This is a genomic window from Dactylosporangium sp. NPDC049140, from assembly GCF_040648435.1.
This window is the reverse complement of record NZ_JBEZDS010000023.1, coordinates 150,075-165,915: the sequence shown is the minus strand read 5'-3', so window position 1 is coordinate 165,915 and position 15,841 is coordinate 150,075. Positions and strand designations below refer to the sequence as shown.

10 protein-coding genes and 1 pseudogene are annotated in these 15,841 nt (G+C 73.0%); 8 read left to right on the top strand and 3 right to left on the bottom strand.

The window, feature by feature from the left end; genetic code table 11:
• Nucleotides 1-236, bottom strand: a pseudogene (locus tag AB0B76_RS32080) (hypothetical protein); the annotation flags it as partial.
• Nucleotides 237-563: 327 nt separating this feature from the next.
• Between AB0B76_RS32080 and AB0B76_RS32075 the strand changes: the two are divergent.
• The 5 genes from AB0B76_RS32075 (at nucleotide 564) to AB0B76_RS32055 (ending at nucleotide 7,168) form a co-directional block, all read left to right on the top strand.
• Nucleotides 564-1,325: an SAM-dependent methyltransferase gene (locus tag AB0B76_RS32075; RefSeq protein WP_360382451.1), complete on the top strand. Its 762-nt coding sequence runs from the start codon at nucleotides 564-566 to the stop codon at nucleotides 1,323-1,325.
• A gap of 127 nt (nucleotides 1,326-1,452) precedes the next feature.
• The gene (locus AB0B76_RS32070; protein WP_360382449.1) at nucleotides 1,453-3,042 is read left to right on the top strand and encodes a DUF4331 domain-containing protein; all 1,590 of its coding nucleotides are present in this window, start codon (nucleotides 1,453-1,455) and stop codon (nucleotides 3,040-3,042) included.
• Between the two features lie 21 nt (nucleotides 3,043-3,063).
• On the top strand, nucleotides 3,064-4,344 hold the full coding sequence (locus AB0B76_RS32065) for a hypothetical protein (protein ID WP_360382448.1): 1,281 nt from the start codon (nucleotides 3,064-3,066) through the stop codon (nucleotides 4,342-4,344).
• The gene (locus tag AB0B76_RS32060; RefSeq protein WP_360382446.1) at nucleotides 4,341-5,777 is read left to right on the top strand and encodes a hypothetical protein; all 1,437 of its coding nucleotides are present in this window, start codon (nucleotides 4,341-4,343) and stop codon (nucleotides 5,775-5,777) included. The genes AB0B76_RS32065 and AB0B76_RS32060 overlap by 4 nt, the downstream gene beginning before the upstream one ends.
• 230 nt (nucleotides 5,778-6,007) lie before the next feature.
• Nucleotides 6,008-7,168, top strand: a complete 1,161-nt coding sequence (locus AB0B76_RS32055; protein ID WP_360382445.1) for a hypothetical protein — start codon at nucleotides 6,008-6,010, stop codon at nucleotides 7,166-7,168.
• A 662-nt stretch (nucleotides 7,169-7,830) separates the two neighbouring features.
• On the opposite strand, the gene AB0B76_RS32050 is transcribed toward AB0B76_RS32055, so the two are convergent.
• A complete protein-coding gene (locus tag AB0B76_RS32050) occupies nucleotides 7,831-10,200 on the bottom strand; it encodes an ATP-dependent Clp protease ATP-binding subunit (protein ID WP_360382443.1) in 2,370 nt (789 codons plus the stop codon).
• A gap of 209 nt (nucleotides 10,201-10,409) precedes the next feature.
• On the opposite strand from AB0B76_RS32050, the gene pcaD reads away from it, so the two are divergent.
• Entirely contained in the window at nucleotides 10,410-11,177 is a 768-nt protein-coding gene (gene pcaD / locus AB0B76_RS32045) for a 3-oxoadipate enol-lactonase (RefSeq protein ID WP_360382442.1), read from the top strand.
• Here the strand turns inward: pcaD and glgA are convergent.
• Nucleotides 11,162-12,346: a glycogen synthase gene (gene glgA, locus AB0B76_RS32040; RefSeq protein ID WP_360382441.1), complete on the bottom strand. Its 1,185-nt coding sequence runs from the start codon at nucleotides 12,344-12,346 to the stop codon at nucleotides 11,162-11,164. The genes pcaD and glgA overlap by 16 nt on opposite strands.
• 62 nt (nucleotides 12,347-12,408) lie before the next feature.
• On the opposite strand from glgA, the gene glgC reads away from it, so the two are divergent.
• Together glgC and AB0B76_RS32030 are read left to right on the top strand one after the other, a co-directional pair.
• Nucleotides 12,409-13,662 carry a glucose-1-phosphate adenylyltransferase gene (gene glgC / locus AB0B76_RS32035; protein ID WP_360382439.1) on the top strand — a complete coding sequence of 418 codons (1,254 nt, stop codon included), beginning with the start codon at nucleotides 12,409-12,411 and terminating at the stop codon, nucleotides 13,660-13,662.
• A 43-nt stretch (nucleotides 13,663-13,705) separates the two neighbouring features.
• Entirely contained in the window at nucleotides 13,706-15,817 is a 2,112-nt protein-coding gene (locus AB0B76_RS32030; protein WP_360382437.1) for an alpha-1,4-glucan--maltose-1-phosphate maltosyltransferase, read from the top strand.
• The last annotated feature ends 24 nt before the right edge of the window (nucleotides 15,818-15,841 follow it).

The window sequence follows — 15,841 nt, the reverse complement described above, 5'->3', positions numbered from 1 at the left end:
ACCTGGACGAGGTCGTCGAACTGCTCGCCGCGGTTGCGGAAGCGGCGGGCCAGGTACTCGGCGAGCGGGATGTACAGCTCGATGAGCCGGGCGCGCACACGGTCCCGGTCGGGACCGGCGGACAGATCGCCCAGCAGGGACAGCAGCGCCTTGGCCTGGGCATCGGTCTCGCGGTTGGCGCGGGTGCCGTGCTGGCTGGCCTGGACGGACTCTGACTGGTGAACGGCAATGCTCATGGCTGACGGGCCTTTCACTTCGGGTACCGCACGACCGGGCCACGACGCGTGAGCGTTTCGGTGGCGTGCAGGCGGGAACCCTGCAGATGGGCAGGGCGATATGCCTGGGAGTGTTCCGGTCGAATAACGCGGGGCGCCCATGTCTTGAGCGCCGGCGCAGACCTCCGGCGTCGCCACGCTCCGGGGGGCCGCCGCTGTCTGGACGGGCCCGGCCGCACGGGGATATACGTCACCCGGCGGGGTGGGACGTATTCCACCTTACAAGAACTTGCCGCAGGACAAAAGACGGGGCCCCGTCCACGCCGGTCGGGCCATATTGTGGCGGCCATGACGATCGATGCCACGGTCCCGAACGTCGCCCGGATGTACGACTACTACCTCGGCGGGTACCACAACTTCGCCGCCGACCGGGAGGCGGCCGAGAAGATCCTGGCGATCTTCCCCGACACGCCGGCGGCCGCGCACGGCAACCGGCGCTTCCTGCAGCGGGCGGTGCGGTACCTGGCCCGCGAGGCGGGCGTGCGCCAGTTCCTCGACATCGGCGCCGGGCTGCCGACCCAGGGCAACGTGCACGAGCACACCGACGGGCGGGTGGTGTACGTCGACAACGACCCCGTCGCCGTCGCGCAGGCCCGCTCGCTGGTCGAGGACGAAGAGCGGGTGGCGGTGGCCCTGGCCGACCTGCGCGAGCCCGAGGAACTGCTGGCCGACCCGCACGTCTCGGGCCATCTCGACCTCGGCGAGCCGATCGCGGTACTGCTGGTGTCGATCCTGCACTTCGTCCCGGACGAGGCCGACCCGTGGGCGATCATCGCCCGGCTGCGCGACGCGATGGCGCCGGGCAGCCACCTGGTGGTGTCGCACCTGACCCTCGACGGCGTCGACGCGGGGCCGGCCCGGGAGGGCACGCAGGTGTACCGCCGGTCGAGCGCCCCGATCGTCCCGCGCCCGCGCGCGGAGATCGAGCGCTTCTTCGACGGCTTCGACCTGGTCGACCCGGGCCTGGTATGGGTCGGGCAGTGGCGGCCGGCGCCGGGCGAGGACGCGACGTCGCACGGCTACGGCGCGGTGGGGATCAAGCGTTCGTAGCGCAACCCCCGCCGGATTGGTCCCTGACCGCTAGCCGACAGCGGCCCATCATCCCCCGCCATCGATGCGAAGTCCTTCCGCAGGCGGTCCGACAGCCCGGACCGCCACGGATGTGGGAGGACCACAGATGCGACTCGCTACCGTCCTGCGGGCCGGCGCCGCCACGGCGGTGGCCGCCGGCGTCGCGCTGGCCGGCCTGGGACCGGTCTCGTCGGCGGCGTCGAGCCACCGGGAGGCGCCGCTCATCGCGGCCGACCCCGCGGTCGACAACACCGATCTCTACGCCTTCGTCAGCCCCGAGCGGGCCGGCTACGTCACGTTCATCGCCAACTGGCAGCCGTTCTCCGACCCCGACGGCGGGCCGAACTTCTACCCCTTCGCCACCGACGCCGCGTACCTCATCAACGTCGACAGCGACGGCGACGCCAAGGCCGACGCCGTGTTCCGGTGGACGTTCCAGAATGTCGACAAGCGCGGCAAGAACACCTTCCTGTACGCCAACGGCCCGGTCACGTCGCTCGACGACGAGAACCTGCTGTTCCGCCAGACGTACACCCTCGAGTCGTCGTTCCACGGCGAGCCGTTCAAGACCCGCATCTCCGGCGCCCCGGTCGCCCCGTCGCGGGTCGGCCAGGCGACGATGCCGGACTACGCGAAGCTGCGCGCCGACGCGAACAAGCGCCTGCCGGGCGGCTGGAACACCTACGCCGGGCAGGCCGACGACCCGTTCTTCCTCGACCTGCGGGTGTTCGACCTGCTCTACGGCGGGGACCTGAGCGAGGTCGGGCGGGACACGCTGCAGGGGTACAACGTCAACACCATCGCCCTGCAGGTGCCCTTCACCGACGTGGCGCTCAAGGGCGACCCGCAGCGCAACCCGGTGGTCGGCATCTGGACCACCACCGAGCGGGGGCGGACCCGCCTCACCTCCGGCGACATCCGCACCGCCGACCGGGTGCAGGTCTCCCGGCTGGGCAACCCGCTGGTCAACGAGGTCGTCGTGCCGGCCGCGCTCAAGGACGCGTTCAACGCGATAAGCCCCGACAAGGACGCCGGCATCCCCGACGTCGTGCAGCGGGTCACCGACCCGGAGCTGCCCAAGCTCATCGAGGGCATCTACAAGGTGCCGGCGCCGCCCACGCCCCGCAACGACCTGGTCGAGATCTTCCTGACCGGCATCACCACGAAGGCCGGCGGCCCGATCAAGGCGGACCTGAACTCGCAGCTGAACAACGCCGACGTGAACGCCTCGAGCTTCCGGCCGTCGGAGATGCTGCGGCTCAACCTGTCCGTGCCGGTCACCGCGCAGCCGAACCGGCTCGGGGTGCTGGGCGGCGACCTGCAGGGCTTCCCGAACGGCCGCCGCCTCGGCGACGACGTCGTGGACATCTCGCTGCAGGCGGTCGAGGGCGCGGCGGTGACGGGCAAGCTCGTCGACGCGCTCGCGGCGGGCGACAAGGTGGACGCGAACGACGACACCTTCGGGGCGTCCTTCCCCTATGTGGCACTGCCGCATTTGACCAAGGCGGCCGCCTCCCCGGCGTCCCCGTCGACGGCCGCCGCGCCTTCGGCGTCGGCCTTCGACGTGAAGCCGTCGGCGTTCGAGTCCGGCGAGGGCATGACGGCCGTGACCGTCGGGACCTCGGCGCTGGCCGCCGGGCTCGGCGCGACCCTGTTCGTCGGCTGGTGGCGGCGCCGCCGCTCACCGCTGGCCTGAGTGGACGAGGAGGCGATCGCCGTGCGACTTCGCATGATCATCACCGTGGTGCTGGCCGCCGCCCTGCTCTTCGGGCTCGGGGCACTGGCCGGACGCACCGGCGGTACCACGGAAACCGCGTTCGGCGCGCCGGACCGTCCGGCCGCCAAGCTACCCGCGGCGATCGCCGCCTACCAGCAGCGCCTGCGCAAGGTCCCGGGCGACTGGACCACCTGGGCCGCCCTCGGCTCCGCCTACCTCGAGCAGGCGCGGGCCGTGGCCGACCCGTCCTACTACCCGAAGGCGGAGGGGGCGCTGCGCAAGTCCCTGGAGGTGCGGGCGGGCAACGCGCTCGCCCTCGCCGGGCTGGGCGCGCTGGCCAACGCCCGGCACGACTTCACCGGCGCGCGGGGCCTGGCCGAACAGGCCCTCGCCGCCGACCCCTACTCCGACACCGCCTACGGCGTCCTCGCCGACGCCCAGACCCAGCTCGGGCACCCCGCGGAGGCCACGGACGCGGTCCAGCACATGCTCGACCTGCGCCCGGGCCTCGCCTCGTACACGCGGGCGTCCTACGACCTGGAGCAGCACGGCCGGCGTACCGACGCGATCGACCTCATGCAGCGAGCGCTCGCGGCGGCCACCGAACCCGCCGACCTCGCCTTCTGCCACCAGCACCTGGCCGCGCTCGCGTGGGCCGCGGGCGACGTGGCCACCGCGGCGCGGGAGGTGTCGCTGGGGCTCGCCGCCGACGCGACGGCCGCCGGGCTGTGGCAGCTCAAGGCCCGGGTCGACGCCGCGGGCGGCGACCTCGCCGCGGCGCTGGCCGACCTCGACAAGGTCGTGTCGCGCACCCCGACCGTCGACGCCCTGGTCGAGCAGGCGCGCATGCTCACCGCGGCCGGCCGCGACCCGGGCGCGTCGCTGCGCCTCGCCGAGGCGGCGCACCAGCTGTTCACGGCCAACGGCGGCACCGACGACCTCGGCGCCTCGGCCCTGGCCCTGGCGGCCGGCCGGCCCGCGGAGGCCGTGCGGCTGGCCCGGCAGGAGTGGGACCGGCGCCAGTTCGCCGAGGTCGCCGACGCCGTGGCCTGGAGCCTGAACGCGGCCGGGCGGCCGGCGGAGGCGCTGCCGTACATCCAGAAGGCCGAGGCCCTGGGTCAGCTCGACCCGGCGGTGGCCTTCCACCACGGGATGATCGCCCTGGGCGCGGGCGACCGGGTGACGGCCCGCCTGCAGCTGCAGCTGGCCCTGTCGCTGAACCCGCACTTCTCGCCGCTGGACGCCCCGGTCGCCGTGTCGACGCTGGCGGGCCTGTCATGAGGTACCTGTGGATCGCCCTGGTCTTCGCCGGCGTGCTCCTCGTCCCCGGCACCGCCCACGCCCACCCGCTCGGCAACTTCTCGGTCAACCGCCTGGCCGCGCTCACCTTCACCCCGTCCGCGGTCGAGGTGGCGGTGACCGTGGACTTCGCGGAGCTGCCGACGGTGCAGCTGGACCTGGCGGCCGCGCCGGAGTGCACGGCGTTCGCGTCGGCCTTCTCGGTGCGCGTGTCCTCCACGCCGCTGACCTTCACGGTCGGTTCGCCGTCCCTGGTGTACTCGCAGGGCGCGGCCGGTCTGCGCACCGCCCGGCTGACCTGTTCCCTGAGCGCGCCGGCCGACCTGTCGCGCCGGTCCGCTGTTTCGGTCGAGAGCCACTACCGCGACGACCGCGTGGGGTGGCGCGAGCTCACGGCGGCCGGGTCGGGGGTGCACCTCGAGTCGTCGTTGCCGGCGTCCTCGCGGACGGACGGGCTGCGGACGTACCCGGACGATCTGCTGAGCTCGCCGCTGGACGTGCGGAGCGCCCAGCTCACTGTGGTGCCGGGCGGTTCGACGGCGCCGTCGGCGGCTTCTCCGTCCAATTCGGCGCTTCCGTCGTGGCTGAGCCGGGCCGAGTCGCTGTTGCGGGGGTGGGTGGGGTCGCGCTCGCTCACGCCGTGGGTCGGTCTGCTCGCCGTGCTGCTCGCGCTGGTCCTGGGCGGGGCGCATGCCGCGCTGCCCGGGCACGGGAAGACGGTGATGGCGGCGTACCTCGCCGGGCGGCGGGGGCGGCCGCGGGACGCCTTGGCGGTGGGGGCGACGGTGACGCTCACGCATACGGGGGGCGTGCTGGTGCTGGGCCTGCTGCTGACGACGGTGGCCGGGCTGGCCGGGGAGCGGATTCTGTCCGGGCTGGGGGTGGTGAGCGGGGTGCTGGTGGCCGCGGTGGGCATCGGCATGCTGCGCCGCCGCCGCGGGGCGCCGGCTCACTCCCACTCCCACGGGCCTGGCTCTGCCCACACCCACTCCCACGGGCCTGGCTCCTCCCACACCCACACCCATTCCCACGGCCCTCACGCTTCCCACACCCATTCCCACGACTCGGACCACGGTCACTCCCACCATTCGGACCGCCCGAGCCGCTGGGCAATCGTGGGCATGGGCGTGGCGGGCGGCCTGGTCCCGAGCCCGTCCGCCCTGGTGGTCCTGCTCGGCGCAATCGGCCTGGGCCGCACCTGGTTCGGCGTCCTGCTGGTACTGGCCTACGGCGCCGGCATGGCCGCGGTACTGACCGCCGCCGGCCTCCTCCTGATCCGCATCCGCGACCGCTGGCGGTGGCCGGCCCGCCTGCGCCCGGGCCCGCGCCTGGCCGCCTGGGCCCCGAACGGCACGGCCGCCCTGGTCCTGCTGGTCGGCTCCGCCCTGGCCATCCGATCGCTGGTGACCCTGTAACCACACACGGTAACGACGGCCCGGCGGGGCAGGCACGGGGGCGGCGCGGGCGGTATTCTGTGCTCGGGCAGTGCGCCTGCCCGAGCCTTACCCGGCCGCCCACGCCGACCGGGCCCGAGGCCAAGAGGCTACGACTCAGCGCACCGACCCGGGCAGGGCCGCGCCCTGCCCGGCGGGAGGCAGCCGCCGTCCGAACGGTGCGAGCGTGGGTCGACGCCGGAGGACTCGAGATGGCCGACCAGCCGCAGGACCCGACCCCACCACCAGACGAGCTCCACGAACCTCCCACGGTTCCGCCTTCGCCCGGGCCTCAGCCTGCTCCCGGCTCTGCGCTCTCCACTCCCCCGGCGGCCGCGCCGATCTCCACTCCCCCGGCCTCCGCCCCGGCAGCAGCCCCGGTCTCCACTCCTCCGGCCTCCATCCCGGCCGCAGCCCCGGTCTCCACTCCTCCGGCGGCCCGCCAGTCCCGGCCGGGTTCGCGCTCCGGCCGCGACCGGGCCCGCCGCCGAGCGGTACGCGCCCACGCCGCCCAAACCGGCGTCGCCTACTCCATCGCCGCCCGCCAACTGGCCGCCGCCGCCCTCGCCCCGGGCGAGAGCCTGGCCAACACGGGCCGCACCGTCTACCCGGCGGCCCTGTCCCACGGCCGCTGGACCATCCTCTCCCGCGAGACCCGCGCCCCCGAGGACAAGCTGGCGACCACGAGAATCGCCGCCCGCATCCCGACCGGCCGCGCCCGCCACCTCACCGACCGCTTCCCGCCGGGCGAACTCGCGGGCCTGCACTTCTACGGCGGCGACCTGCGCCCCGAACTGCTCGCCCTGGTGTACCTGGCGATCGCCCACGAGTCCCCCGGCCTCATCCCCCCACCGCTCGACCTGGCCTGGACCGCCGAGCTGGGCGAGGAGACCGCGGTCGACACCACGTGCGCCGACCTCGACCGTGCCGCCCGTGCCCTGCTGTCCGACCGCGCCGCCGCACGCTGGCACCGCATCGACGCCGCCCTGGCCGCGGCCCAGCACCACCCCGAGCCGGCCACCCGCTACGCCGCGGACCTGCTGACCCTCGCCCACCGCCGCCTGTGCACCCCGACCGAGGACCACGCGGGCGACCCGCATGTGCCACCGGCCCCCTGGCCCGGCGTACGCCAGACCCTCGACGCCCTCCTCATCGTCTCCGAGGACGGCCACGCCCCAGGCACCCGAGTCCGCCGGCCCGGCCAGACCCCCCACCGCGAGGGCACGGTCCTGGGCGCCCACTGGACCGCGACGGGCCCGCCGAGCGCGTACGACATCACCTTCGACGACGACCCCGCCACCCGCACCGTCACGCCCTCGGAGATCGTCGTCCTGCCGGGCCAGGAGTCCGACGCCCCCGCCCTCGCCCTCTGACCCCGGCAACCAGCGCCAATCGGTCGGGCTCGCAGCCAGTTGCCCACGACCCGGCCTCGCCTCCTCACGCCCGGACCCGCGCAGCTTCGCCACACTGAGCGGGCCCGGAGGCGACCGGAGCATGCGGGTGCGAGACGTCGGCGCGGCGTTCGAGGCCGGACGTCCTGCGGCGCCGGGAGCCCGGTCGGCCGGCGAGCAGCGGCCGACCGGAGCGCTGACAACCGCTCCGGTCGCGGACCAACGTGCGGGAGCCGGCCGAGGCACTGACTCCCGCGGCGGTGGCCACCGGCCGGCGCACGGCCGCCGACCGGAGCGCCAACAACCGCTCCGATCGCGAGCCGGCGTGCGGAAGCCAGCCGACCCGCTCACTCCCGCGGCGGCGGCCACCGGCCCGCGCACGGCCGCCGACCGGAGCGCCAACAAACCGCTTCGATTGCGAGCCAACGAGCGGAAACCAGCCGAGGCACTGACTCCCGCAGCGACCACCGGCCAGCCCGCGGCCGCCGACCGGAGCGCCAACAACCGCTCCGATCGCGAGCCAACCTGCGGGAGCCGGCCGAGGCGCTCACTCCCGCCGCGGCCGACCGGAGCGGTGTCCCCGCGTCGGCCGCCGGCTCATCAGCAACAGGCGACGGGAGCGGCGTTTGTCTCCCGACTGGGCTTCAGGCGAGGACCTCGGCGGGCGGTGGGGCTGGGATGAGGGTGGGAGTGATCGTGAACGTCAGGCCGGTGGCGGCCGTGTCGACGGTGACTGTGTCGCCCGGGTTGAGCGTTGTGCGCAGGAGCTGGGTTGAGAGCTCGTTCTCCAGTTCGCGCTGGATGGTGCGGCGCAGGGGGCGGGCGCCCAGGGTCGGGTCCAGGCCCGTTGTGGCCAGGTGGTGGCGGGCGGCGTTGGTGACCGACAGGACTATGCCTCGGGAGTCGAGCTCCAGGGCTACCCGGCTCAGGTGCTGGTCGACGATCGTCAGCAGGTGGGCCGGGGTCAACGGGTGGAAGACCAGGACGTCGTCGATGCGGTTGAGGAACTCCGGGCGGAAGTGGCGGCGCAGGTCGCGGGCGAACGGGGACTGGGGATCGGTCGGTGCGGTGGTCGACGGACCCGGCGATGCCGCCGGGACCTGCTCCTCGGTGTCGGCCTGGAGGGCGACGGCCCGGTGCGAGGGCGTGGCGAAGCCGGCCGGGGTCGTCGACGTGCCCAGGTTGGTCGTCAGGATGAGGACCGTGTGGCGGAAGTCGGCGCGGCGGCCCTGGGCGTCGGTCAGGTGGCCGTCCTCCAGGATCTGCAGCAGGGCGTTGAAGACGTCCGGGTGGGCCTTTTCGATCTCGTCGAAGAGGATGACCGAGAACGGGCGGCGGCGGACCCGTTCCGTCAGCTGGCCGCCGTCGTCGTGGCCGATGTAGCCCGGCGGGGCGCCGACCAGGCGGGCGACCGTGTGGTGGTCGTGGTACTCCGACATGTCCAGCTGGATGAGGGCGTCCTCGGTGCCGAAGAGGTACTCGGCCAGGGCCTTGGCCAGGGAGGACTTTCCGACGCCGGACGGGCCCGCGAAGATGAACGAGGCCGTCGGGCGGTGCGGGTCGCTCAGGCCCGTGCGCGCGCGGCGGATCGCCGAGGCCACGGCGCGCACGGCGTGGGTCTGGCCCACCACTCGCTTGCGCAGCGAGTCTTCCAGGGTCAGCAGGCGCGTGGCCTCGTCGGCGGACAGGGCGCCCACCGGGATGCCCGTCCACGTGGCCAGCACCTCCGCGATCCGGTTGCGGTCCACGACGATCGGGGACGGGGCCGACGAACCGGGAGGAGGCGCGGCGGGAAGCGGCGCCAGGGCCGCCCGCGCGCCGGACTCGTCCAGCAGGTCGATCGCCTTGTCCGGCAGGCGGCGGTCGGGCACATAGCGGTCGGCCAGGGTCACGGCCGCGGCCAGGGCGTCCTCGGTGTAGGTCACGCCGTGGTGGGACTCGTAGGCGGCGCGCAGGCCGTGCAGGATCTCCAGGCTCTCGGCCACCGTCGGCGGCTCGACCGTCACCTGCTGGAAGCGGCGGTCGAGGGCGCCGTCCTTGATGATGTAGCGCCGGTACTCCTCCGTCGTCGTCGCGCCGATCGTCTGCAGCTCGCCGCGGGCCAGCAGCGGCTTAAGCAGGGACGCGGCGTCGATCGCGCCCTCGGCCGCGCCCGCGCCGACCAGGGTGTGGATCTCGTCGATGAAGACGATGACGTCGCCGCGGGTGCGGATCTCCTTGACGACCTTGCGCAGGCGCTCCTCGAAGTCGCCGCGGTACCGCGAGCCCGCCACGAGCCCGCCGAGATCCAGCGAGTAGACGCTGCGGCCGGTCAGCGCGGCCGGCACCTTCCCGGCCGCGATGCGCTGGGCGAGGCCCTCGACGACGGCGGTCTTGCCGACGCCGGGCTCGCCGGTGAGGATCGGGTTGTTCTTGCGCCGGCAGGTGAGGATCTGCACGACCCGCTCGATCTCGGCGTCGCGGCCGATGACCGGGTCGAGGGCGCCGTTGCGGGCGTCGGCGGTCAGGTCATGGCCGAACTGGTCGAGCGTCGGGCTGGACGGGCGGTCGGCCGGGCCCGCCGGCGCGAGGGTCGACGGGTGGCCGGTCAGGCCGTCCATGATCTGGGCGCGCAGCGCGTTGGGGGCGGCGCCGAGGCGGATCAGGACCTGCGCGGCGGTGCCCTCGCCGTCGCGGATCAGGCCCAGCAGCACGTGCTCGGTGCACACGTGGTTGTGGCCGAGGCGCAGCGACTCGCGCAGCGCCAGCTCCAGGATCTTCTTGGCCCGGGGCGTGAAGGGGATGTGCCCGGTCGGGACGTGCGCGCCGACGCCGACGATCTCCTCGACCTCGTGGCGGGCCTTGTCCAGGGTGATGCCGAGGGCGCGCAGGGCCGCGGCGGCCACGCCCTCGTCCTCCAGCAGCAGGCCCAGGAGCAGGTGCTCCGAGCCGAGGTAGTTGTGGTTGAGGGTGCGGGCGGACTCCTGGGCCAGCACGACGACGCGGCGCGCCGCATCCGTGAAGCGCTCGAACATGGGGCATCGACGCCTTCCAGCGGGGCGTCGCACAAAAGGCGACGAGCACCCGCCATCGCAAGAAGCAGTGAAGGAGGATGCGCTGAGTCGAAGCCTCTTGGCCGCCCGGAAGGACAGCTCGGGTAGGCGCCCTACCCAAAGGAAACGATAACGCCACACCGAGGCAAACCCGTTCCGCTGTGAGCGAAGCGAGGTGGTACAAGGATGCGGTGACGGCAACGACGCTGTTCCAGCGCACCACCGGCCCGCTCGGCGCGCCCTTCCTGCTGCTCGGCGGCTCGCTGGGCAGCAACCTCGACATGTGGCGCCCGCAGCTGACGCGCTTCGGCGACCGCCTGCGGGTGGTGCGCTTCGACCACCGCGGGCACGGCGGCTCTCCGGTCCCCCCGGGCCCGTACCGCATCGAGGACCTGGGCCGCGACGTGCTCGCCCTGCTCGACCGGCTGGGGATCGAACGCGCGAGCTACTGCGGCCTGTCGCTCGGCGGCATGGTCGGCATGTGGCTGGCCGCGAACGCCCCCGAGCGCATCGAGCGCCTGGTCCTCATCTGCACGTCGGCGCACCTGCCGCCCGCCGAGGGCTGGCTGGACCGGGCCCAGCAGGTGCGGGCCGGCGGGATGCAGCCGGTCGCCGACGCCGTCCTCGGCCGCTGGTTCACCCCGCGCTACCGGGCCGCGCTACCGCACAAGCTCAACCCGTACCGGGCGATGATCGCCGCCTGCCCGGCCGAGGGTTACGCGGCCGGGTGCGAGGCGATCGCGGGAATGGACCTGCGCGAGGACCTGCCCCGCATCCAGGCGCCGACGCTGGTCATCGCGGGGGCGGACGACCCGGCCACGCCCCCGGAGCACGGCGAGCTGATCCACCGGCGCATCCCGGACAGCCGGCTGGTCGTGGTCCCCAACGCCGCCCACCTGGCCAACGCCGAACAGCCGGAGACGATCAGCCAGCTGATCGCCGATCACGTGATCGACTGATACACCGCCAGCGTGCGGTCCGCGATCGCCGCCCAGGAGAAGTGGTCCACGGCCCGCTGCCGCCCGGCCCGCCCGAACGCGGCCGCCCGGGCCGGGTCCTCCAGCAGCGCGGTCATCGCGTCGGCGAGGTCGGCCACGAACCGGTCGGGGTCCAGCGGCGTGCCGGAGCCGTCGGCGACCTGCTCGATCGGCACCAGCAGCCCGGTCTCGCGGTCGGCCACGACCTCGGGGATGCCGCCGGTCGCGGTGGCCACTACCGCCGTCTGGCAGGCCATCGCCTCGAGGTTCACGATCCCCATCGGCTCGTAGATGGACGGGCACACGAACAGCGTGGCGTGCGTGAGGACCTGGATGACCTCCCGCTTCGGCAGCATCTCCTGCACCCACACGACCCCGGAGCGGGTCGCCTTGAGCTCGTCGGCCAGGGCTGTCACCTCGGCCCCGATCTCCGGCGTGTCCGGCGCGCCGGCCAGCAGCACGATCTGGGTGTCCGCCGGCAGCGACCGGGCCGCGCGCAGCAGGTACGGCAGGCCCTTCTGCCGGGTGATCCGCCCGACGTAGACGACACTCGGGCGGGACGGGTCGATCCCGAGGCGCTCCAGCACGTCGAGCGCGGGGTCCGGCGCGTACTGCGACGTGTCGATGCCGTTGTAGACGACGTGCACCTTGTCGGGGTCGACGTCGGGGTACGCGCGCAGCACGTCGGCCTTCATCCCGGCCGACACGGCGATGACGGCGTCGGCGGCCTCGATCGCGGTCCGCTCGCACCACGAGGACAGCGCATAGCCGCCGCCGAGCTGCTCGGCCTTCCACGGCCGCAGCGGCTCGAGGCTGTGCGTCGTCACCACATGGGGTACCCCGTGCAGCAGCTTGGCCACGTGCCCGGCGAGGTTCGCGTACCAGGTGTGGCTGTGCACGACGTCGGCGCCGGCGCACCCGGCGGCCATCTCCAGGTCGACGCCCATGGTGCGCAGGGCGGCGTTGGCCCCGGCCAGGCCCGCGGGGTCGCGGTAGCCGGTGACGCCGGCCTCGCTGCGCGGGGCGCCGAAGCAGTGCACCCGCACATCCAGCGGCAGGTTGCGAAGTTCGCGGGCAAGGTACTCCAGATGCACGCCGGCGCCGCCGTAGACGTCGGGCGGGTACTCTCGAGTGAGCAGGTCTACTCGCACGCCCCAAACAGTAATTGCTGTTCGTCTGGCGCAACACGCCGGACACGTTTAGCGTCTGGCCCATGGCTGCCAAGAACGTCCTCGCGATCGTCCTCGCCGGAGGCGAGGGCAAGCGCCTGATGCCTCTGACCACGGATCGGGCCAAGCCCGCGGTGCCGTTCGGGGGTATCTACCGCCTGATCGACTTCGTGCTGTCCAACCTGGCCAACGGCGGCTACCTCAAGATGGTCGTGCTGACCCAGTACAAGTCGCACTCGCTGGACCGGCACGTCACCAAGACGTGGCGGATGTCGACGCTGCTGGGCAACTACGTGACGCCGGTGCCCGCGCAGCAGCGCCTGGGCCCGCGCTGGTTCGCCGGCTCCGCCGACGCCATCTACCAGAGCCTGAACCTGATCAACGACGAGCGGCCGGACTACGTCATCGTCTTCGGCGCCGACCACATCTACCGGATGGACCCGGAGCAGATGGTGCGCCAGCACATCGAGTCCGGGGCGGCGGCCACGGTGGCCGGCATCCGCCAACCGCTGTCCACCGCCGACCAGTTCGGGGTGATCGAGGTCGGCGAGAGTCGCGGTGGGGTCAGCAACAGCCGGCAGATCAGCGCCTTCCGGGAGAAGCCCAAGGACGCCCGGGGCCTGCCCGACAGCCCCGACGAGATCTTCGCGTCGATGGGCAACTACGTGTTCACCACCGACGCGCTCATCGACGCGGTGACCCGCGACGCGCAGGACGCGGCCAGCAAGCACGACATGGGCGGCAACATCATCCCGTACTTCGTGGAGAAGAACGACGCCGCCGTGTACGACTTCAGCACGAACGTGGTGCCGGGCGTGTCGGAGCGGGACCGGGGCTACTGGCGCGACGTCGGGACGCTGGACTCCTACTACGAGGCCAACATGGACCTCATCAACGTGCAGCCGATCTTCAACCTGTACAACTTCGACTGGCCGATCTACACCGGCAACAGCCCGTGGCCGCCGGCGAAGTTCGTGCACGGCTGGGGCGAGCGGGTCGGCCGGGCGATCGGCTCGATGATCTCCCCCGGCGCGGTCATCTCCGGCTCGCTGGTGGAGAACTCGGTGGTCTCCCCGAACGTGAAGGTGCACTCGTGGGCCCACGTCGAGGGCTCGGTACTCATGGAGGGCGTCGACATCGGGCGACACGCCGTGGTGCGTAACGCCATCCTGGACAAGAACGTGATCGTGCCCGAGGGGGCCGAGATCGGCGTCGACCTCGAGCGCGACCGGCAGCGGTTCACCGTCTCGGAGGGTGGCATCGTGGTCATCGGCAAGGGACAACGGGTCGAGCCGTAGCTTCACCCTGCAGCCACCCCGACAATTCGATACGGTGAGGATCATGGGCAATCCCCCCGAGGCGCTCAAGACCGAGATCGCGACCACCAAGCCGACCGAGACGGAGCTCGCCCTGTCCGAGGAGCCGGTGCGGCCCCAGGAGACGGCCGAGTCGCCGGCCGCGTTCTTCCACGCGCCGGCGGTCGGGGTCGGCCAGCGGTTCCCCATCGAACAGGTGTCCCCGCAGATCGAGGGCGGTCGCTTCGCGGCCAAGGCGGTCGTCGGCGAGGCGGTGCCGGTCTCGGCGGTGTCGTACCGCGAGGGCCACGCGATGATGGGGTGCAACGTCGTGCTCATCGCGCCCGACGGCACGGAGCAGCCGTTCAACCGGCTGCGGCCCGGCCCGGCCGGCACCGACTCCTGGCTCGGGGAGATGCGCCCCGACGCGGTCGGCGCCTGGCAGTTCGCGATCGAGGCGTTCAGCGACCCGTACCTCACCTGGCACAGCGCCGTGTCCAAGAAGATCGCCGCCGGGCAGGGCCTCGAGGACCTCGCCAACGACCTGGCCGAGGGCGCGGCGCTGCTGCGCGAGGCGGCCGCGGGGATGCCCGAGCAGGAGCGCGGCCGGGTGGTCGGCGCGGCCGGCGCCCTCGACGACGCCGGCATCCCGCTGTTCGCGCGGGTCTCGCCGGCGCTGGGCCTCACCGACGTGCTGTGGCGGCACCCGCTGCGCCAGCAGGTGACCCGCGCCGAGGCGCTGCCGCTGTGGTGCGACCGGGAGCGGGCGCTGTTCTCGGCCTGGTACGAGTTCTTCCCGCGCTCCGAGGGCGCCGTCGTCGACGAGCGCGGCAAGCCGGTCAAGCACGGCACGTTCGCCTCCGCCACCCCGCGCCTGGCGCAGGTCGCGGACATGGGCTTCGACGTGGTGTACCTCCCGCCGATCCACCCCATCGGCCGGGTCAACCGCAAGGGCCCGAACAACACCCTGGTCGCCGGTCCCGAGGACATCGGCTCGCCGTGGGCGATCGGCGCGGCCGAGGGCGGCCACGACGCCATCCACCCCGACCTCGGCACCCTGGACGACTTCCGGGCGTTCATCGCCGAGGCGCACCGGGCCGGCGTCGAGATCGCCATGGACCTGGCCCTGCAGTGCGCGCCCGACCACCCGTGGGTCACCGAGCACCCGGAGTGGTTCACCACCCGCGCCGACGGCTCCATCGCCTACGCCGAGAACCCGCCGAAGAAGTACCAGGACATCTACCCGCTGAACTTCGACAACGACCCCGAGGGCATCCGCGCCGAGGTGCTGCGCGTGGTCCTGCACTGGGTCGCGCAGGGCGTGAAGATCTTCCGGGTCGACAACCCGCACACCAAGCCGGTCGGCTTCTGGCACTGGATAATCGGCGAGGTCAAGGCGGCCGACCCCGACGTGCTGTTCCTCGCCGAGGCCTTCACCCGCCCGGCGATGATGCACGGGCTGGGCAAGATCGGGTTCACGCAGTCGTACACGTACTTCACCTGGCGCGTCCTGGGCTGGGAGATCCGCGAGTACGTCGAGCAGCTCATCGCGGCCGCCGACTACATGCGCCCCAACTTCTGGCCGAACACGCCCGACATCCTCCCCGAGCACCTGCAGCACGGCGGCCCGCCGATGTTCAAGATCCGCGCCGTGCTCGCCGCGCTGCTGAGCCCCTCCTGGGGCATGTACGCCGGCTTCGAGCTCTTCGAGCACCTGCCGCGCCCGGGCGCCGAGGAGTACCTGGACAACGAGAAGTTCCAGCTGCGCCCCCGCGACTGGGAGGCCGCCGAGCGCAACGGCGAGTCGCTCGCGCCCTACCTGCGCCGGCTCAACGCCGTGCGCCGCGAGCACAAGGCGCTGCAACGGCTGCGCAACACCGTGTTCCACGGCATCGACAACGAGCAGGTCCTGTGCTGGTCCAAGCGCGACCCGCAGACCGACGACACCGTCCTCGTCATCGTGTCGCTGGATTCGCACAACGTGCAGTGGGGTAACACGACGCTGGACATGCCCGCGCTGGGCTTCGACTGGCACGAGCGGTTCACGGTGCGCGACGAGGTCACCGGCGCGACGTTCGACTGGGGACAGCACAATGCGGTCCGGCTCGACCCCTACTACGAGCCGGCGCATGTGTTCACGGTGCACCGCCACCGGTGAACAACCGGTGACGGCGCGGGTAGG

Excerpts from the sequence above, each read along its gene's own strand:
- AB0B76_RS32075 (WP_360382451.1), top strand. The coding sequence starts at position 564 with ATGACGATCGATGCCACGGTCCCGAACGTCGCCCGGATGTACGACTAC.
- AB0B76_RS32070 (WP_360382449.1), top strand. The coding sequence starts at position 1,453 with ATGCGACTCGCTACCGTCCTGCGGGCCGGCGCCGCCACGGCGGTGGCC.
- AB0B76_RS32060 (WP_360382446.1), top strand. The coding sequence starts at position 4,341 with ATGAGGTACCTGTGGATCGCCCTGGTCTTCGCCGGCGTGCTCCTCGTC.
- AB0B76_RS32055 (WP_360382445.1), top strand. The coding sequence starts at position 6,008 with ATGGCCGACCAGCCGCAGGACCCGACCCCACCACCAGACGAGCTCCAC.
- AB0B76_RS32050 (WP_360382443.1), bottom strand. The coding sequence starts at position 10,200 with ATGTTCGAGCGCTTCACGGATGCGGCGCGCCGCGTCGTCGTGCTGGCC.
- glgC (WP_360382439.1), top strand. The coding sequence starts at position 12,409 with ATGGCTGCCAAGAACGTCCTCGCGATCGTCCTCGCCGGAGGCGAGGGC.
- AB0B76_RS32030 (WP_360382437.1), top strand. The coding sequence starts at position 13,706 with ATGGGCAATCCCCCCGAGGCGCTCAAGACCGAGATCGCGACCACCAAG.